The following is an 18,444-nucleotide window of genomic DNA, read 5'->3' as shown; positions in this document are numbered from 1 at the left end:
CGTTTTAGTTAAGCCGTCCCATGGCAACGGCGACGTCTGCCATACGGACCGAGAAGGCCCATTCGTTGTCATACCAAGCCAGAACACGAACCATGCGGTTGTTAACGACCCGTGTCTGGTCTGGTGCGAAAATCGAGCTTTCTTCGGTATGATTGAAATCGGTCGAGACCAGCGGCGCGGGCTCATAGCCCACGACGCGCTGCATTGATCCCCGTGATGCTTCACGAACGATGGCATTAACATCTTCGACAGTCACGTCACGCGCCGCATGGAAAGTCAGGTCGACAGCAGAAACGTTTGGTGTTGGTACACGGATAGCCGAGCCGTCCAAACGACCCTTCAGGTTCGGCAGAACTTCGCCCAGAGCTTTGGCTGCACCTGTTGAAGTTGGGATCATGGACATTGCCGCAGCGCGCGCGCGATACAGGTCACTATGACGGCGATCCAGTGTCGGCTGGTCGCCGGTATAGGCATGGATCGTAGTCATGATACCGTGTTCGATCCCGATACCTTCGTCCAGCACCTTGGCAAGCGGAGCAAGGCAGTTCGTGGTGCAAGAGCCATTCGAAACCATTCTATCTTCAGTAACCAGGCTGTTGTGGTTCACGCCATAGACAATGGTTTTATCAACATTCTTACCTGGCGCAGACAAGAGAACCTTCTGAGCACCGCGTTCCAGATGCGTTTTGGCTTTCAGGCCATCGTTGAATTTTCCGGTGCACTCCAGAACGACGTCACAACCTTCCCAATCAAGCTCGTTCATATCGTAAGTCGAGAACACCTCCATTGGGCCGCGGCCCAAATCCATGGTGTTGCCTTCGATCGAAACATCGCGGGGAAAGCGGCCGTGGATGCTGTCGTATTTCAGCAGGTGGGCGGTGGTTTCCAATGGGCCGGTCGCGTTGACCTTGATCACTTCGATGTCGTTGCGGGCCGATGCCGCAATATGCGACAGGGTGCAGCGGCCGATACGGCCAAATCCATTGATGCCGACCTTGATGGTCATCTGACGTCTCCAAAAATGCGCTTGCTCTGCGGGGCATATAGCGGCACAGACGCTTTCTCAAAAGGGCAAAAGTGACATATTCTTAACGTGTTAGCGCAAACCTTCGCCGGTTGCGCTAACGCTTGCGCTAGCCGTCGGATCGGGTAGGGTCCCCTGGCGACAGGTGAGATGAGAGGAAACACGCATGAGTGGTTTGTTGGCACTGTTGGATGATGTTGCTGGCATAGCAAAGGTTGCTGCGGCGTCAGTGGACGATGTGGTCGCTGCCGCCGGCAAGGCCGGGGCCAAGACTGCGGGCGTGATCATCGACGATGCAGCAGTTACTCCGAAATATGTGCAGGGCTTTGCCCCGGCGCGGGAATTGCCGATCATCTGGCGCATTGCGCGCGGCTCGATTTTCAACAAGATTATCCTGCTGTTGCCAGTCGCCTTGTTGCTGGCCAATTTTGCACCCTGGTTGATAACGCCCTTGTTGATGCTTGGCGGGTCCTATTTGTGCTTCGAAGGGGCAGAAAAGATATTTCACCTGCTTTTCCCTCATGGCAGCCACGTTATAGACGAAGATATGAAGGTCAAAGACCCGGGCCATCTGGAAGAGCAGAAAGTCAAGGGTGCGATCAAAACCGATTTCATCCTGTCCGCCGAGATCATGACAATCGCCCTTGCCGCCATCGAGGCACCGAATATCTGGATGCAGGCGGCAACGCTGGCCGTTGTTGGACTAGGTGTGACCCTGGCCGTTTATGGCTCGGTCGCCTTGATCGTGAAGATGGACGATGTGGGCCTTTTCCTGGCGCGGAACGCACCAACGCCGATCGGGCGCGGATTGGGGCGTGGATTGGTCAAGGCGATGCCGGTTGTCATGAAAGTGCTGTCGATTGTCGGCACAGCTGCGATGCTGTGGGTTGGCGGCTCGATCATCATTCACGGGCTTGAGGTTCTGGGTTTTGGCTGGTTGGGGCATCAGATCCATGACATGGCCTATGCAGCCGGGCATGCGGTTTCGGCGCAATGGGAAGGTGCCGTGGAGTGGATTTCCAAAGCCACGATGGATGGCATATTCGGACTGGCCTGGGGGTTCGTGCTTATCCCGATTGCAACCAAAGTGGTCGCGCCGATTTTGTCTCGAAAATCTGAAACGCATTAGTCAGAAAACGAAAAGGGCGGCGCATGGCCGCCCTTCGCTTGATGTTTGGAATTGGGAATTACAGCTCCAGCAATTCCTTGACCTTTGCAACTGTGGCCTCTGCAGTGATGCCGAAATGTTTGTACAGTTCATCAGCGGGGGCAGACGCGCCAAAGCCCGACATGCCGATGAAGCCCGCCTTGGCGTCACGGCCGCGTTCACCCAGCAGCCAGCGGTCCCAGCCTCCGGCGCGGACGGCGGCCTCGATGCCGACACGGACGGCTCCACCGGGCAGAACCCGCTTGCGATACGCTTCATCCTGCTCGGCGAACAGTTCCATGCATGGCATCGACACGACGCGCGTGCCAATGCCCTCGGCCTCGAGCATCGCCTTGGCTTCCATCGCCAGCGACACTTCCGAACCGGTTGCGATCAGGATTGCCTGACGCTTGCCTTCGGCTTCGGCAAGAACATAGCCGCCTTGTGCAGTCAGGTTTTTGGTTTTGTGATCCTTGCGTACGGTCGGCACGCCTTGGCGGGTCAGAGACAAGACCGAAGGGCTGTCCTTGAAGGTCAGCGCCAGTTCCCAGGATTCCGCTGTTTCAACGGCATCCGCCGGGCGGAAAACATAGGTATTCGGTGTCGCGCGTGAGATCGCCAGATGCTCGACCGGCTGGTGGGTCGGGCCGTCTTCGCCCAGACCGATCGAGTCATGGGTCATCACAAAGACCGTGGGTATCTTCATCAGCGCTGCAAGCCGCATCGAGGGCCGCGCATAGTCGGTGAACGCCATGAAGGTACCGCCATAGGGGCGGATGCCGCCATGCAGCGCCATACCGTTCATCGCGGCGGCCATGCCGTGTTCGCGGATACCATAATGGATGTACCGACCCTTGCGGTTTTCCGGCAGGAACACGCCCATATCGGCCGATTTCGTGTTGTTCGAACCGGTCAGGTCAGCAGAGCCGCCAATAGTTTCCGGCATGATCGGATTGACCGCGTTCAGAACTTTCTCGGACGAGGCACGGGTGGCCAGTTTGGGCTGATCTTCCGACATCTGCTTTTTGAACGAGCGGATGGCACCGGCCAGCTTTTTGGGTGCCTCGAACGCATAAGAGCGGTTGAACTCGGCCTGTTTGCGTTCAGAGATCTGCGCGAAACGCTCCTCCCACGCAGAACGCTCGGCTGCGCCGCGCGAACCGATTGCTTCCCAGGCTGATTTGACATTTGCCGGGACTTCGAAGGCGCCTTGGGGGGCGGCATAGGCCTCTTTGGCCGCTTTCAGCTGTTCCTGATCGGTCAGGGCGCCGTGGCCTTTTGAGGTATCCTGCGCCGCGTGACCCAAAGCGATATGGCTTTCGCAGGCGATCATGGTCGGCTTGTTGGACGATTTCGCCTTGGTGATGGCCTCGTCGATGGCCTGCGGATCGTGGCCGTCAATCTCGATAACCTGCCAGCCAGAGGCGGCAAAGCGTTTCACCTGATCGGTCCGGTCAGCGATGTCGACCGTGCCGTCGATGGTGATGTTGTTGTTGTCCCAGAACACGATCAGCTTACCCAACTCATGACGGCCGGCCAGCGTGATGGCCTCTTGGCTAACACCTTCCATAAGGCAGCCATCGCCCGCGATGACATAGGTATAGTGATCTACGATCTTCTTGCCGTAGTGAGCGCGCTGGATTTCCTCGGCCATGGCAAAACCAACGGCATTCGAGATCCCCTGACCCAGCGGGCCGGTTGTAGTTTCGATCCCGTTGACAAGGAAGTTCTCGGGGTGACCTGCAGTTTTTGCGCCCAGCTGACGGAAATTCTTGATCTGTTCCAGCGTAACGTCAGCGTTCCCAGTGAGATACAACAGCGAATAGATCAGCATCGAGCCGTGACCGGCGGACAGGATGAACCGGTCGCGGTCGGGCCAGCTTGGGGCCGAGGCGTCGAATTTCAGGTGCTTTTCGAACAGTACGGTCGCGACATCGGCCATGCCCATTGGCATACCGGAATGGCCGGAATTGGCGGCGGCGACGGCGTCGAGGGTCAATGTGCGGATGGCCGCAGCTTTGTCCCAGTGTTCGGGGTTGGCATTGCGCAGCGCAGTCAGGTCCACGGGTGTTGTTCCTTTGGATTACAGGCAGATGGCCGCTCAATACCATTCAGCCCTCAAAGTGCAAGTAGAACTGGGTGCTGCAGGGTTTTGCTGGATCAAGAATGTGACCCAAGTCGTTGAAAGCAAACAGTGGGTATTTTCGATGCCATTGGGTTAGACTAGGCCAAGACGCGTACAAGGTTGATTCGGATAACCTCGCGAAACAAGGAACCTTGATAAAAAGGTGGCAGGGGCATGAGCCAGATCGAAGAACTACAACGCCGTATTGTGGCCGCGATGGATCGGATTGGATCCGGCATTGCGACAATGGCGGAAGTTGGCGCAGGCAGCGGTGGAGAAGATGACACTCTGCGTGTAGCTCTGGATGATGAGAGGGTTGCGAATGCTCAACTTGAAGAGCGTCTCAGATCATTAAAAGAAAGGCACGATTCCGAAGTCGATGCCATGCGCCTAGAAATCGAAGGCTTGCGCAATACGCCGTCTGATAGTCAGGAAAGTGCAGCGCTGCGCGAGCAACTCGAAGATGCCAAGGCACAGCTTACTTCGGTCGAAGCCGCACGGGCCGAGTTGGCAAGCGCAAAGGCAGCATTGGAAGATCAGGATGTTGTCGAAGAACTGAAAGCCGAAAATGCCCGTCTTCGTTCGGAATTGGCGGATAGTGAACGCGTGGCGGAACTCAGTGCCGAGTTAGAAATGCTGCGCGCCGAACGCAGTAGCCATGGCTCGGCGATGTCGCGTCTGGATGATGATCTGCAGCGCATGCGCAAAGCCAACGAACAACTACGAATGTCGGTCGAAGAGCTGCGCACAGCTGCAGAAGACGGAATGACCGATGCGGATCTGTTGAACCGTGCCACAGCTGCCGAGCTTGAGGCAACGCGCGCAGCGCAGGCCACCGATGCGGCCGAAGCACATGCCGTGCTGGCCCGGTTGGAACCGTTGCTGTCTCAGGCGAAATTGGCCGAAGGAGAGGTGGAATAATGCCTGAATTGACCATTCAAATCGGGGGGCGCGGCTTTGAGGTTTCATGCCAGGAAGGCGAAGAGGTTTTCCTGCAAGCTGCTGCAAAATTGCTGGATGATGAAGCGCAGGTATTGTCGGATCAGATCGGTCGGATGCCTGAATCCCGGATGCTTTTGATGGCTGGATTGATGTTGGCAGACAAAGCCGCCGCCACAGGTGACAAAATCAACTCGCTGGAAAATAAGCTGGCGGAGGCCGAAGCCGAGCTTCGGAACCTGCGTAGCATGCCACAGCCCGAGCCGGAAAGAATTGAAGTTGCCGTGGTTCCACCTTCGGTCACTGACACCTTGGCAGAGTTGGCTGCTCGGGCCGAGGCAATGGCGGCATTCATAGAAGAAAAGTCAACGAAATGATAAATATGCGTACTATTGCTATTGCAACTTTCATGTCTGTGTCAGCGCAGGTTTCCTGGGCTGGGATCGATATTCTGCCCGTCACATTTACTTGTGATAACGGCGTGCCTCTTGAGGTTGCCTATTTCAATGCCGAGGACGGATCCAGCGCGGCAGCCATGATGGTCGACAATAAGCTGGTGACTTTGCGCCAAGCTCAGAGCGGCTCTGGTATCCGCTATGAATCCGACGGAACAACTGGCACTTACATCCTGCGCTCCAAAGGCTGGGACGCCACGGTGAGCTTTCTGGCGACAGGTGCAGATGCCGCCAGCGAGCAGGTCTTATTGGGAAATTGCGTCAGCCGCTGATCAGGCGTTTGCTTCCCTGATTTTATCAGCGGCTTCCTTGTTGTAGCCGACACCGTTTTCGTCAAACAGCGTGTCCAATTCGCCCGACAGGGTCATCTCGGTGATGATGTCGCATCCGCCTACGAACTCGCCTTTGACATAGAGTTGCGGAACAGTCGGCCAGTCAGAATAGTCCTTGATCCCCTGACGCAAGCCTTCGTCGGCCAGCACATTCACGTCAGAAAATTCTACGCCCATGTAGTTCAGCACGCCTGCCACGCGCGAGGAGAATCCGCATTGCGGCATTTCCTTGGTGCCTTTCATATATAGCACCACATCATTGGCTTTGACGGTCTCATCGATCTGGGTTTTCACGTCGGTCATGTTACTTTTCCTTGTCATCCGCATCCGGGGCGGTCGTTTCATCCTTTGATGGGGCGGCGACCCATCCTTCCTTTTCCAGCCGTCGGTGTTCGGCCTGCGCCAGAGCCAGCGGATTCAGCCCGTATCTCTCGATGCCGTCAACCTTGATGATTTTGTCCGGGTTTGGACGCATGTCGACCAGTTTACGCTTTCTGTTTCGCTTCACATAGGCCTCGATCAGCGCGGCGGCAACTATCAAAGCCGCGATTGCTGAAATCCAAGCCAGCCATGTACTCATTTTTTTGGAGCCATGGCTTTAGCGTATTGCTGCGGATCTCGGGTCACCCTCGCCACAGTCGGGTGTCCACCGCCCGGGCCGCCCGTATGCACGCCATGAGTTATTAGTTGATCTCCTTGGCCGGGTTCGCTTCCGCGAGCTTTCTTATTGGTGCCGGGCAAAAAAGATGATCGAACAACCAATATGCACCCAACCAGCGCCACCAAAGAGCAAATCCCGTAAATCCAGAAAGTCGTGCTCACTCAGGCACTTTCGTCGTCAGCGCCAGCGCGTGCAAATCGCCATCCGGGCCGTCCATCTTGCCTTTTAGGGCCGCATAGACTTCTCGTTGCTGTTGCACCCGGTTTTTGCCACGAAAGCTCTCATCCACGACCATGGCCGACATATGTACGCCGTCGCTGCCGCCGACCTGAATGTCCGCATCGGGAAACGCGTCGCGCAGCAGGTTCTCAATCTCGTTGGCGCTCATCGGCATGTAGGTTTCTCCTGAAAGTCTTTCCCAAGATGTAGTGCGCCGAGGCGGGGCGCGCAAGGGTCAGATAGACGCCCCGAAATGACAAAAACCTGCACTTGTCAAAGTGCAGGTTTTCAGAAGCGCAGATGCCAAAATTAGGCGACGGCTTCGGCGAAGCTGTTGCGGAAAGTGGCAGTCAGTTCATCAAGCAAGGCCTCAGAAGAGCCGATGCGGACGCTGTCGCCCGTGAACCGCCCTACCGATACCAGTGGAACGCCAGCCTGACCTGCAGCAATCATCAGGGCTTCGGCCTGGTCAAAGTTGCAGGCGACCAGATAACGGGCCTGATCCTCGCCAAACAGGAATTCGGTCGAGGCGTCGTCAAGCGTTATGCCAACGCCGGTTGCTTCGGCCAGTTCGAAGGCTGCCAATGCCAGACCACCATCGCCAAGATCGGTGCAGGCCTTGATCATCTCTCGGTTTGCGCGGATGAACTCTCCGTTGCGCTTTTCGGCGTCCAGATCGACATGCGGCGCGTCGCCATCTTCGCGGTTGAACACTTCGGCCAGAAGGGCGGATTGGCCCAGATGCCCCTGCGTTTCGCCGATGACCAGAGCCACGTGGCCGTCGCGGACCTCATTACCTATGATCTCGTCCGTGTGCGCCAGAAGGCCGACCGCTCCGATTGTCGGGGTCGGCAGGATCGCCTGACCGTCGGTCTCGTTATACAGCGAGACGTTGCCGGAAACGATCGGCATATCCAATGCTTCAACTGCGGCACCGATGCCTTTGATCGCTCCGACGAACTGGCCCATGATCTCGGGCTTTTCGGGGTTGCCGAAGTTCAGGTTGTCGGTGGTCGCTAGTGGCAATGCCCCGACGGCGGTCAGGTTGCGGTAGGCTTCGGCAACAGCTTGCTTGCCGCCTTCTACAGGGTTGGCTCGCACATAGCGCGGGGTCACGTCACTGGTGAAAGCAAGAACCTTGTCGGTGCCGTGTACACGAACCATGCCGGCGCCCAGACCAGGCGTACGCACGGAATCGGCCATAACCATGGTGTCATACTGCTCGTAAACCCATTGCTTGCCCGCATAGTTGGGCGAAGCGAGCAGGGCGCGCAGACCGTCGATTGGGTCGATCTGAGGTACGTCGGCCAGATCTTCTGCTTGCGGTGTAGGCTCCCACGGGCGATCATATTCGGGCGCGGTTGAGGAGAGTTTGGACAGAACCAGATCGGCTTTGACCTCACCATTATGCATGATCAGAAAGCGATCTTCGGCGACGGTTTCACCCACGATAGCGAAATCCAGATCCCATTTATCGAAAACGGCGCGAGCCTCGGCTTCAAGCTCGGGTTTGAGAACCATCAACATGCGTTCTTGGGATTCCGACAGCATCATCTCATAGGCTGTCATGTTCTCTTCGCGTTGGGGAACGTTTTCCAGATCAAGCCGAACGCCCAGACCGCCTTTGTCGCCCATTTCCACGGCGGAACAGGTCAGACCAGCCGCGCCCATATCCTGAATCGAGATCACTGCGCCGGTTTGCATCAGCTCCAGCGTCGCTTCCATCAGGCGTTTTTCGGTGAACGGGTCGCCAACCTGAACGGTGGGGCGCTTTTCCTCGATCGTGTCGTCAAATTCGGCGCTGGCCATAGTGGCTCCGCCCACGCCGTCGCGTCCGGTCTTGGCCCCAAGATAGACAACCGGCATGCCGACGCCCGATGCGGCTGAGTAGAAAATCTTGTCACTGTCAGCCAGCCCGGCTGCGAAGGCATTCACAAGGCAGTTGCCATTATAGGCCGGGTGAAAGCGCACTTCGCCGCCAACGCAAGGGACGCCGAAACAGTTGCCATAGCCGCCGATACCTTCGACCACGCCATTGACCAGCTGACGGGTCTTGTGGTGGCCGGGTTCACCAAAAGACAGCGCGTTCATCGAGGCGATTGGGCGCGCACCCATGGTGAAAACGTCGCGCAGGATACCTCCAACCCCGGTGGCCGCACCTTGATAGGGTTCGATGTAAGACGGATGGTTGTGGCTTTCCATCTTGAAGACCACGGCCTGACCATCGCCGATATCGACCACACCTGCATTTTCACCCGGTCCGCAGATCACCTGGGGTCCAGAGGTGGGCAGGGTGCGCAGCCATTTCTTGGAGGATTTGTAGGAACAATGCTCGTTCCACATGGCCGAGAAAATGCCCAACTCGGTAAAGGTTGGCTCGCGCCCGATAATCTCCAGGATCATCTTGTATTCTTCGGGTTTCAACCCGTGCGCGGCAATCAGATCCGGTGTGATGGCGGGCTCTTGCATCGTTTGTCCTGTATCCATGGTGGCCGAGATTGCGGGCCTTGTAGGGCAAGGGCGCGTCTGTGGGAAGGGCCAAGTCAGCGCAGGGTCGAATAACGTCACCGGTATAAGTTAATTTCGAGCTTTTCTGCGCTTTGTGTGCCCAGAAAAAGAAACGGAACCGCGCCAGTGGCCGGTTCCGTCTATAGTACTTCCTGCCAGGCGGCCCAGAAGCCGCGTGGCGTCTGTATCTGGTCTTTAAGCTGGGGTTTCTCCCTTGTTGATCGAGTCCGCCGCAGCGGCCCCAACAGCAGCTTTTTGTTGTTCGGTAAGGTTCTCGGCCTCTTCCAGACCAGGAATTGCTACGCGAACTTCGCGGCGGGCAAAGTCGATGCCATTGGCATTGAACTCGGCCTTCACCCGGTTGAAGATTTCCTTGCGAAGCGTGAACTGCTTGCCCGGCTTGGCCATGAACTTGCCGCGGATGATCATGCCAACATCGTCAAAGTCGAACACACCTTGCGATTTAAAGGGCTGCAAGAAGCCTTCTTTGTGGGTTTCGTCCGCCATCATCTCGGCGCCGATCTTCTTGAAGATCTTCTTGACCTTGTTGGGATCAGTGTCAAACGGCACGGTGAACTTTAGCTTCATGATCACCCAGTCACGGCTGAAATTGGTCAGCTTTTGAATCTCGCCATAGGGGATCGTGTGAACGGGCCCACGGTGATGGCGGAGCTGCATCGAGCGGATCGAGATTTTCTCGACGGTGCCCATGGTGCCACCGACATCGACATATTCACCCACGCGAAACGCATCGTCGATAAGGAAGAAGACACCGCCGACGATATCAGCCACCAGCTTCTGAGCGCCGAAACCGATCGCAAGACCAAGGACACCAGCACCTGCCAGAAGTGGGGTGATGTTGATGCCCAGCGCGCCCAATGCGAGCAGGCCGAAGATGACCGCAATCGTGACTTGCGCCGTGATCCGCAGCAAGGGAAGAACCGTCGCCAGACGTGAACCGCCTGCGCCGCCACCCTCGCCGCCGGCCTCTTCATCCAGCTCTTCTGCCGTTGTCTGTTCCTTGGCAAGACGACGGTTGATCCATAGTGAGACGACCTCGTTCAAGATGTATCCGACAGCGATGATCATCAGGAATTCGATAACCGTACCGCCAACGTCGGTTCCGATCCCGGCAGAGGCGACATGTCGAAGATCAAGCTGCCAGACCCGCGCGATCATAAAGACCACAAACAGGCCCGCCAGCACGCGACCGATCCGGATATAGCTGCGCTTGGCTGATTTATAGGCGCGTTCGGCCAATGGTCCGTCGCCCAACATTGGGGGTTGAAGATGGCGCACTAGGCCACGGATCAGCGTATCAAGCGCTGGTGCGATCAGCAGCCAGAACATCGTCGTGAAATGTGGCCCTTTGCCAAGCAGGGCAAGTGTTCTGGGATCACGCTGTGCAATCAGGAATTCGACCAGGAACCATATCACCACCGAAACGCCGATAGCGAAGTAGGGATAGTAATGAGCGACTTTTTCATCGAATCTAGTATGGTCCGGGTCCGTGCCCAACATCATCTGAGACAACCCTTCGCGCGCGGTCCAGGCGATGATCCCAATGTATATATGGATGCCAGCGTTCAGCCAGAAACCGATACGTGTATCGGCCGGGGTGATACCGTTAAGCAAGTTGAACCGTACGATAAAGAGCGTGAGGCCGATCAGTAGAAGAAGGCCAATCAGGTTGCGATGCAGATATTTGGCCCAATGATCGTCTATGTTGACCAACCGGTAATGTGGCTTTTTGGGCGCCAGTACAAAGCGTGAGGCGGCGGCGCCCAGACGCGGAATCCAAATCAGGTAGAAAACGAATGGGGCGGCATAGGTAAGCTGTTCTGTCGTCAGCAAGCCCCGTCCAATCGCCCGGATAACAACATAGAACACAACAAGTCCTGCGATTTCCCGGCAGAAACGGCGGAACAAGTAACGTACTGCGCTCCAAAGATCGGCATCAGAATTCCCATCGGGCTCTTCGTGCCATTTGCGGGTGAGAAACCCAAACAATTTTTCAGCAGCGTATCCGGCCACCAGAACTGCTAGGATCAGCCCAAACAGGCCAAACACCCCGGTAGATCCGAATTTCGCTGAGAAATTGCTGAACGCCTCAACCTGGGCGCTGACAATATTTGGCAATGTGGTCAAAACTTGCGTCCAAGAGGTAACCATCTCGGCCCAGATTTCGCTGATTTCGGTAAGCGGATCTTCATGGTTTTCGTTTGCTGCCGCCTGCTTTTCTGCAACAGCGTCGAGCCGTTCCAGCAAAATGGCGCGAACTTGATCGTCGGACATACGTGCCACCAAGCCATCAACTTGATCGGGCGTCAGGTCCTCTGGAATTGTGACCGTAGACGACGCGGTCCCACTGTCTTGTGCGTGTACTGGTACCGCAAGAAGAATGGCGGAAATCAACGCCAGTAATAGGCGGAGTGGATGGTGCATGAATTTTCCCTCGAACACGAATTTTTGATCTTTTACGGGATCATAGGCGCGGAGGTGGAAATTTCCCAGCAGTTTTCGGCTGTTCGGCGTCACCGATTAAGTCAGGACCAAAAAAAAGGCCGAGCACTAAGCTCGGCCGTAGTCCAACAGGGAGGTATGAAGATGATGAGCGTTACAGCATCACCGCCTTCGAGTGCTCATTTAGGCATCAGTTTGATAACGATCAAGGCGTTTCAGTGTGATAGTCCGTCATGTCCGCTATGACGTTGACGCATAGCTATAGTTTCCCCATTTTCTTCAGGTGTTTACGCTGCGCGATGATCTCGTCCTGCACAAAATCGCGGAAGGCTGCTACGCGTTTGGAATGGCGTAACTCTTCGGGGTAGGCGAGATAAACAGGAACGTCAGCCGTTTCGATGTCTGAAAGTACCGGCAGCAGATGCGGGAAATCATGCGTGACATAATCGGGCAGCAAGCCAATTCCCAGATTGTGCAGTACGCCCTGCAAGACACCGAAATAGTTGTTCACTGTCAGCAACGACGCCGGGTTATAGGTCATCAGATGCCGTACCATTGCCGCACTGGCCCCTACTTGGGGGGCTGAGGGGGTCTGACAGATAAGTCGATGGCTCGAGATTTCTTCGAGGGAGGCAGGTTGACCGCTTTCCTTAAGATATTCCGGGGTAGCATAAAGCAGCATCTGTACTGTCATCAGGCGCTTGCGCACCAGATCAGCCTGGCTAGGCTCTTTCATACGGATGGCGACATCGGCCTCGCGCATTGGCAGGTCAAGAACGCGTTCCTCAAGCATGAGGTCGATATTTAGGTCCGGGTATTGTTCATACAGCTTTGGCAACCTCGGAGCGAGCCATAGGGTCCCGAACCCAAATGTGGTTGTGACCCGTAGCACACCAAAGACTTCTTCTTCGCTGTCTCGTATGCGCGCCGCTGCCGCGTCCAGTCGCTTGGACATTGCCGAGGTGGCGTCGAACAGCAGCTCACCCTGTTCGGTCAGAATCAGACCGCGGGCGTGACGATGGAACAACGTCGAATCAAGTGACTCTTCCAATGCCCGAATTTGTCTGCTGACTGCCGATTGAGATAGGTTCAGCTTATCGCCTGCATGTGTCAGGCTGCCCGCATCTGCAACCGCGTGAAATATCCTAAGCTTGTCCCAATCCATCGCCGCAACTTTCGTTATCCTGCCGAACGCCTATATGAAATAGGTGACAACTTCCACATTCAAACGGCGAAATCCTTGCGTTTCAGAGGATAAGCTCTAGGCAGGTCAGTTATTATGACCTAATATGGAAGCAGATGAAGCACACTGATCTGACGAGGGGAGGCGTTTGATGAGTAAGCCACAAATTTCTTTGAACGACCGTTTCGACCTAAATAAAAACACGGTTCTATTGAACGGCACTCAGGCGCTTGTGCGCCTTATGCTGATGCAAAAGGCGCGCGACACGAAATCGGGTCTGAACACTGCAGGATTGGTGACGGGATACCGCGGATCGCCTCTTGGAGCGGTCGACCAGCAGATGATGCGCGCGCAGAAACAGCTGACAGAAAGCGATGTCACTTTTCAATACGGTCTGAACGAGGATCTTGCGGCAACCGCGCTTTGGGGCAGCCAGCAGGCCGGGTTAAGGGGTGACGGCAAGTTCGATGGCGTCTTTGGTCTGTGGTACGGAAAAGGACCTGGTGTAGATCGGTCAGGCGACGTGATGCGCCATGCCAATATGGCAGGGACTGCGGCACATGGTGGCGTTCTGATGGCCATGGGTGATGATCACACGGGCGAAAGCTCGACCGTGCTGCATCAGTCCGAGTGGTCGTTGGTTGATATGTACATGCCAGTGGTCAGCCCGGCCGGAGTACAGGAGATACTCGACTACGGCGTTTACGGATTCGCGCTCAGCCGGTTCGCCGGTGTCTGGGTCGGCCTCAAGACCATGAAGGACACGATAGAGGTGACTTCGGTCGTTGATGGCAACCCCGATCGCATGAAAGTCGTGGTGCCTGAGTTTGATATGCCCGAAGGAGGGCTGAACATCCGGCTTGGCGATACGCCTCATCTGCAGGAAGAGCGCATTATTGATTACAAGCGTTTTGCGGCTGAAACGTTTTCACGCGCTAACCGGATGGACAAACGTGTCTGGGGCAAACCCGGTGCAAAGATCGGACTGGTGGCCGCTGGCAAGAACTGGCTGGACCTCGCCCATGCGCTTTCCCTGCTGAATATTGATGAGGCCGAAGCCGAGCGCCTTGGCATCACGACCTATAAGGTCGGACAGACATTCCCTCTGGATATGTCCGGATTTCATGACTGGGCAGAAGGTTTGGACCTGATTGTAATCGTTGAGGAAAAGCGCAAACTGATCGAGGTTCAGGTTAAGGAAGCGATCTTTGACGACCGCCGTGGTCGACGAGTCTATGGCTGGTACAAGGGCGGTGCTGGGACGCTACACCGGGAAGAGCTGTTTCCCACCCGCGGTGCCCTTGATCCGAACATGATCGCTGAAAAACTGGGCGGTATTCTGATTGAAGAAGGCCGTGATACCGACGGGGTCCGCGCAGGTTTGACCAAGCTGACCGAAGCGCGCCGGGCGGACAATGCCGAGGAAATAGCCTCGCGCCTTCCGTATTTCTGTTCTGGATGCCCGCATAACAGTTCGACCAAGGTACCAGACGGAAGCCGGGCCTATGCAGGCATCGGATGCCATTACATGGTTCAGTGGATGGATCGAAGCACATTTGGCTTTACTCAGATGGGTGGCGAAGGGGCAAACTGGATCGGGGAAGAGCCGTTCTCGACCACCAATCATGTGTTCCAGAACCTCGGAGACGGCACCTATAACCATTCCGGTGTTCAGGCGATCCGGGCAGCTTTGTCGGCGGGTACGAACATCACCTTCAAGATTCTGTTCAACGATGCAGTCGCAATGACGGGCGGGCAGGGCAATGAGGGTGATCTGACCGCCGAAAGGATCGCGGCCGAGGTCAAGGCTATGGGCGTCACACATGTCGCGCTGGTCTATGACGAAAAAGAAGATGTAAACTTCAAAGCCTTACCCGCAGGGGTAGAGAGCTTTGAGCGCGCCGAACTGATGACTGTGCAAGAGAAATTCCGCACCTATGAGGGCGTCTCGGTCATCGTCTATGTCCAGACCTGCGCCGCTGAGAAACGCCGTCGTCGTAAACGCGGAACCTTTCCCGACCCGGACAAAAGGGTCTTTATCAATACGGATGTCTGTGAGGGCTGCGGTGACTGCGGCATCCAATCGAACTGTGTTTCGATTGTTCCCAAGGAAACCGAACTTGGCCGGAAACGCGCGATTGACCAATCAAGCTGTAACAAGGATTTTTCGTGTCTGAGTGGGTTCTGCCCCTCCTTTGTGACGCTGGAAGGCGCGAAGATTCGCAAAGAAGCGACGACCGAACTTGATCTGCCCGATCTTCCGATGCCCGAGCTGCCTGAAATAGTGGGCACACATAATGTTGTCATCACCGGCATCGGTGGGACCGGAGTTGTCACGCTGGGCGCGATTCTGGCACAGGCGGCCCAGATTGACGGCAAAGGCGCCGGAATGATGGAGATGGCAGGCTTGGCCCAGAAAGGCGGTGCGGTTCATATTCATTGCCGTATTGCCAACCGGCCAGAAGATATCAGTGCAATACGTGTGGCAACGGGTGAAGCCGACACATTGATCGGTGGTGATTTGGTTGTGTCCGCCGGGGCCAAAACACTTGGCCTGACACGCTTGGGTCAGACCGGAGCGGTGGTCAACAGCCACGAAACCGTTACCGGTGACTTCACGCGCGACACTAAGTTTAGGATTCCTGGTGAGAGGCTGGAATTGGCGCTGCAAGCACGATTGAAAGAAGACGTTTCCCTGTTTGATGCCACTGAGCTTGCGCGCGCAGTGATGGGAGACTCAATCTATTCGAACATGATGGTTTTTGGGGCCGCATGGCAGCGCGGGCTGATACCCGTCAGCCTCGATGCGGTGATTGCAGCCATTGATCTGAACGGAACGGCGGTTGAACGCAATAAAAGAGCCTTTGAGATCGGTCGTTGGGCGGTTTTACACCCGGAAAAAGTCGATGAGATTCTACGGCCAAGTGTTTCCAACCTCCCGAAATCACCAGAGCAGGTCATCGCGTTCCGCGCAGATCATCTGACCCAGTATCAAAGCGCTCGTTTGGCGAAACGCTACCGCAAAATCGTTGACTCGTTTGAGGATGCAGAAATTCGTGATGCTGTCGCAAAAGGATATCATAAACTGTTGTCTTACAAAGACGAATACGAAGTAGCCCGGTTGTTACTGTCCAGTCGGGAGAAAGCCGCCGCTGAATTTGATGGCGAATTCAAAATGACATTCCACCTTGCCCCACCGCTGCTTGGTGGCAAAGGACCAGATGGCCGACCCCGCAAACGGAGTTTCGGCGAATGGATGCTGAAGCCGCTGAAATTCATGTCTCGGCTAAAAGTTCTTCGAGGTACTCCGCTGGATATCTTTGGCTATAGTGTCGAACGTCGAATGGAGCGTGAGCTGATCAAGCAATATGAGCGTGATCTCAAAGAGATCACTCCGCTGATTTCCATCCAAACAAAGGATGCCGTAATTTCGCTCGCTAAGTTGCCCCTGGATATCAAAGGTTTTGGACCCGTCCTTAAGGCGAATGAGGCGAGCGCCGCCAAACGCAGAGAAGAATTGTTGACCACGATACGGAACGGAGGACCTGAATTACAGGCCGCCGCCGAGTAATTCGTCACAACCGTGTCACGACAGCTAGGCAAAATTGTTACTTGCATTTAAAATGCAGGTACAAAACCGGAGACTTCCATGCCCTCGCGACGCCATGTTGCACGTGACATTTCTTATGCCTATTCCGCCGAAACCAAAAGCGGACGGATGGTCATCAAGCTTATGGAGAACACCACAGGCCGCCTGCGCCTTATCAGGCGTGCTGATGGGTACGAAAAAGACGTGGCCAACGGGCGAGATTTCTGGTCGGTCATGGTTGAGAGATACGGTTTGTCTCTGGATGTGGTTGGCGGGTCATTGTCTAATATTCCCCGTGATGGCTCTCTGATTCTGATTGCCAATCACCCATACGGAATTCTGGATGGGTTGATGATGGGGCACATGTTGTCCAGTACGCGTGGGGATTTTCGCATTCTGGCCAACCATGTGTTTCGTAAGGCAGAGGATCTGAATCGGGTCGTTCTGCCGATTTCATTCGACGATACAAAAGCTGCGATGAAGCAGAACCTCGAGACCCGCAAGAAAGCTTTGAACTATCTGGGCGAGGGCGGCGCGATTGGCATATTTCCCGGCGGTACCGTCAGCACAGGGGCAAAGCCTTTCTCGTACCCGATGGACCCGGGCTGGCGTGGCTTCACAGCGCGGATGGTTGCCAAATCAGACGCGACAGTTGTGCCGGTCTTTTTTGACGGTCATACCTCACGCCTGTTTCAGATCGCCAGCCATCTGCACAATACATTGCGCATGGGATTGCTGATCAAGGAATTCAAAAAACGCGTTGATACCCCGGTCCAAGTGGTGATCGGAGAGCCCATCGGCCGCGACGTTCTGGACCCGTTGGCCAAGGATACGCGCAAGATGATGGATTTCTTGCGCAAAGCAACGTATGAGCTGTCTCCAAAGCCACTAAAGTCTTATGACTATGGCTATGAATTTGAGGAACGGCATCGCGCCTAAAGGGGCAAATGGCAGTAGGCATTTTTGATTCTGGTTTGGGCGGTCTGACCGTTCTGAACGCCGCGCAGAAACGTCTTCCCGACGTTGATTTCCTGTATTACGCGGACAGCGCACATGCGCCTTACGGGGTGCGTGATGTAGAGAATATCTATGAGCTGACCCGGGGTGCGGTGAACGACCTCTGGAACCGGGGCTGTGATCTGGTGATTCTGGCCTGCAATACGGCCAGCGCTGCTGCTTTGCGGCGGATGCAGGAAGAGGGCGTGCCTCAAGGCAAGCGCGTCTTGGGCGTTTTTGTTCCTTTGATCGAAGCGCTGACTGAGCGGCAATGGGGCGACAACAGCCCGCCGCGTGAAGTCGCGGTCAAACATGTCGCTTTGTTTGCGACCCCGGCCACCGTATCCAGTCGCGCGTTTCAACGCGAATTGGCCTTTCGTGCGATTGGCGTAGATGTTGAGGCGCAGGCCTGCGGTGGGGTCGTTGATGCAATCGAGGAAGGCGACATGATCCTGGCCGAAGCGCTGGTGCGAAGCCATGTGGACGCCCTGAAACGCAAGATGCCAGAGCCTCAGGCCGCAATTCTGGGCTGTACGCACTATCCCTTGATGGCTGAGGCGTTTCAGAAGGCCTTGGGACCCGACGTTGAGGTGTTCAGCCAGGGTGATCTGGTTGCCGAAAGTCTGGCAGACTATTTGCAGCGGCATCCGAATATGCAGGGTGCGGCGAAGGGCGGCTATCTGACCACTGGTAAGCCAGGCGTTGTCAGTGATCGCGCCACCCAGTTCCTCCGACGACAAATTACTTTCGAGGCTGTCTGACTTTGGTCAAAGACGCGGCCTGAAAGAACCCGTAATCCCATG

15 protein-coding genes are annotated in these 18,444 nt (G+C 55.8%); 7 read left to right on the top strand and 8 right to left on the bottom strand.

Features of this window, described 5'->3' with window-relative positions; genetic code table 11:
- Positions 1-4: 4 nt before the first annotated feature.
- Positions 5-1,006: a type I glyceraldehyde-3-phosphate dehydrogenase gene (gap, locus tag AC2FJW_RS01205; protein ID WP_142634017.1), complete on the bottom strand. Its 1,002-nt coding sequence runs from the start codon at positions 1,004-1,006 to the stop codon at positions 5-7.
- A gap of 184 nt (positions 1,007-1,190) precedes the next feature.
- Here gap and AC2FJW_RS01200 point away from each other — a divergent pair, with 184 nt between their 5' ends.
- Positions 1,191-2,153 carry a DUF808 domain-containing protein gene (locus tag AC2FJW_RS01200; RefSeq protein WP_142634015.1) on the top strand — a complete coding sequence of 321 codons (963 nt, stop codon included), beginning with the start codon at positions 1,191-1,193 and terminating at the stop codon, positions 2,151-2,153.
- A 58-nt stretch (positions 2,154-2,211) separates the two neighbouring features.
- Here AC2FJW_RS01200 and tkt read toward each other — a convergent pair whose 3' ends face one another.
- A complete protein-coding gene (gene tkt, locus AC2FJW_RS01195) occupies positions 2,212-4,236 on the bottom strand; it encodes a transketolase (RefSeq protein ID WP_282021287.1) in 2,025 nt (674 codons plus the stop codon).
- 234 nt (positions 4,237-4,470) lie between these two features.
- On the opposite strand from tkt, the gene AC2FJW_RS01190 reads away from it, so the two are divergent.
- Genes AC2FJW_RS01190 through AC2FJW_RS01180 form a run of 3 tightly spaced genes read left to right on the top strand, consistent with a single transcriptional unit; the run spans position 4,471 to position 5,962 of the window.
- On the top strand, positions 4,471-5,217 hold the full coding sequence (locus AC2FJW_RS01190; protein WP_496748995.1) for a hypothetical protein: 747 nt from the start codon (positions 4,471-4,473) through the stop codon (positions 5,215-5,217).
- Positions 5,217-5,612 carry a cell division protein ZapA gene (locus AC2FJW_RS01185; RefSeq protein WP_281994664.1) on the top strand — a complete coding sequence of 132 codons (396 nt, stop codon included), beginning with the start codon at positions 5,217-5,219 and terminating at the stop codon, positions 5,610-5,612. Before AC2FJW_RS01190 ends, AC2FJW_RS01185 begins: the two co-directional genes overlap by 1 nt.
- Before the next feature lie 32 nt (positions 5,613-5,644).
- The gene (locus tag AC2FJW_RS01180) at positions 5,645-5,962 is read left to right on the top strand and encodes an MliC family protein (RefSeq protein ID WP_271946931.1); all 318 of its coding nucleotides are present in this window, start codon (positions 5,645-5,647) and stop codon (positions 5,960-5,962) included.
- Here AC2FJW_RS01180 and grxD read toward each other — a convergent pair whose 3' ends face one another.
- The 6 genes from grxD to AC2FJW_RS01150 all read right to left on the bottom strand — a co-directional run bounded on the left by grxD (position 5,963) and on the right by AC2FJW_RS01150 (position 13,038).
- On the bottom strand, positions 5,963-6,325 hold the full coding sequence (gene grxD / locus AC2FJW_RS01175) for a Grx4 family monothiol glutaredoxin (RefSeq protein ID WP_496748994.1): 363 nt from the start codon (positions 6,323-6,325) through the stop codon (positions 5,963-5,965).
- 1 nt (position 6,326) lies between these two features.
- Positions 6,327-6,602 (bottom strand): hypothetical protein, encoded by a 276-nt coding sequence (locus AC2FJW_RS01170; RefSeq protein ID WP_496748993.1) that lies wholly within the window; start codon positions 6,600-6,602, stop codon positions 6,327-6,329.
- 238 nt (positions 6,603-6,840) lie between these two features.
- Positions 6,841-7,077, bottom strand: coding sequence for a BolA/IbaG family iron-sulfur metabolism protein (locus tag AC2FJW_RS01165; RefSeq protein WP_496748992.1), 237 nt, complete (start codon positions 7,075-7,077; stop codon positions 6,841-6,843).
- Positions 7,078-7,211: 134 nt separating this feature from the next.
- Positions 7,212-9,371, bottom strand: coding sequence for a phosphoribosylformylglycinamidine synthase subunit PurL (purL, locus tag AC2FJW_RS01160; RefSeq protein WP_496749173.1), 2,160 nt, complete (start codon positions 9,369-9,371; stop codon positions 7,212-7,214).
- 234 nt (positions 9,372-9,605) lie between these two features.
- Positions 9,606-11,855, bottom strand: a complete 2,250-nt coding sequence (locus tag AC2FJW_RS01155) for a mechanosensitive ion channel family protein (RefSeq protein ID WP_496748991.1) — start codon at positions 11,853-11,855, stop codon at positions 9,606-9,608.
- Positions 11,856-12,132: 277 nt separating this feature from the next.
- Positions 12,133-13,038: a LysR family transcriptional regulator gene (locus AC2FJW_RS01150; RefSeq protein WP_142633997.1), complete on the bottom strand. Its 906-nt coding sequence runs from the start codon at positions 13,036-13,038 to the stop codon at positions 12,133-12,135.
- 169 nt (positions 13,039-13,207) lie between these two features.
- On the opposite strand from AC2FJW_RS01150, the gene AC2FJW_RS01145 reads away from it, so the two are divergent.
- The 3 genes from AC2FJW_RS01145 to murI all read left to right on the top strand — a co-directional run bounded on the left by AC2FJW_RS01145 (position 13,208) and on the right by murI (position 18,402).
- A complete protein-coding gene (locus AC2FJW_RS01145) occupies positions 13,208-16,627 on the top strand; it encodes an indolepyruvate ferredoxin oxidoreductase family protein (RefSeq protein ID WP_496748990.1) in 3,420 nt (1,139 codons plus the stop codon).
- Positions 16,628-16,705: 78 nt separating this feature from the next.
- The gene (locus tag AC2FJW_RS01140; RefSeq protein ID WP_496748989.1) at positions 16,706-17,584 is read left to right on the top strand and encodes a lysophospholipid acyltransferase family protein; all 879 of its coding nucleotides are present in this window, start codon (positions 16,706-16,708) and stop codon (positions 17,582-17,584) included.
- Positions 17,585-17,592: 8 nt separating this feature from the next.
- Positions 17,593-18,402 (top strand): glutamate racemase, encoded by an 810-nt coding sequence (gene murI, locus AC2FJW_RS01135; RefSeq protein ID WP_271946944.1) that lies wholly within the window; start codon positions 17,593-17,595, stop codon positions 18,400-18,402.
- Positions 18,403-18,444: the final 42 nt, after the last annotated feature.

The organism is Ruegeria sp. CDSA020 (genome assembly GCF_059612345.1).
The sequence above is the reverse complement of the archived record's forward strand: the minus strand, read 5'-3'. Positions and strand labels throughout refer to the sequence as shown.

Coding starts and splice junctions, on each gene's coding strand:
- AC2FJW_RS01140 (WP_496748989.1), top strand. CDS start 16,706: ATGCCCTCGCGACGCCATGTTGCACGTGACATTTCTTATGCCTATTCC.
- AC2FJW_RS01165 (WP_496748992.1), bottom strand. CDS start 7,077: ATGCCGATGAGCGCCAACGAGATTGAGAACCTGCTGCGCGACGCGTTT.
- AC2FJW_RS01180 (WP_271946931.1), top strand. CDS start 5,645: ATGTCTGTGTCAGCGCAGGTTTCCTGGGCTGGGATCGATATTCTGCCC.
- AC2FJW_RS01170 (WP_496748993.1), bottom strand. CDS start 6,602: ATGAGTACATGGCTGGCTTGGATTTCAGCAATCGCGGCTTTGATAGTT.
- AC2FJW_RS01190 (WP_496748995.1), top strand. CDS start 4,471: ATGAGCCAGATCGAAGAACTACAACGCCGTATTGTGGCCGCGATGGAT.
- murI (WP_271946944.1), top strand. CDS start 17,593: ATGGCAGTAGGCATTTTTGATTCTGGTTTGGGCGGTCTGACCGTTCTG.
- AC2FJW_RS01145 (WP_496748990.1), top strand. CDS start 13,208: ATGAGTAAGCCACAAATTTCTTTGAACGACCGTTTCGACCTAAATAAA.
- AC2FJW_RS01150 (WP_142633997.1), bottom strand. CDS start 13,038: ATGGATTGGGACAAGCTTAGGATATTTCACGCGGTTGCAGATGCGGGC.
- AC2FJW_RS01155 (WP_496748991.1), bottom strand. CDS start 11,855: ATGCACCATCCACTCCGCCTATTACTGGCGTTGATTTCCGCCATTCTT.
- grxD (WP_496748994.1), bottom strand. CDS start 6,325: ATGACCGACGTGAAAACCCAGATCGATGAGACCGTCAAAGCCAATGAT.
- purL (WP_496749173.1), bottom strand. CDS start 9,371: ATGCAAGAGCCCGCCATCACACCGGATCTGATTGCCGCGCACGGGTTG.
- AC2FJW_RS01200 (WP_142634015.1), top strand. CDS start 1,191: ATGAGTGGTTTGTTGGCACTGTTGGATGATGTTGCTGGCATAGCAAAG.
- gap (WP_142634017.1), bottom strand. CDS start 1,006: ATGACCATCAAGGTCGGCATCAATGGATTTGGCCGTATCGGCCGCTGC.
- AC2FJW_RS01185 (WP_281994664.1), top strand. CDS start 5,217: ATGCCTGAATTGACCATTCAAATCGGGGGGCGCGGCTTTGAGGTTTCA.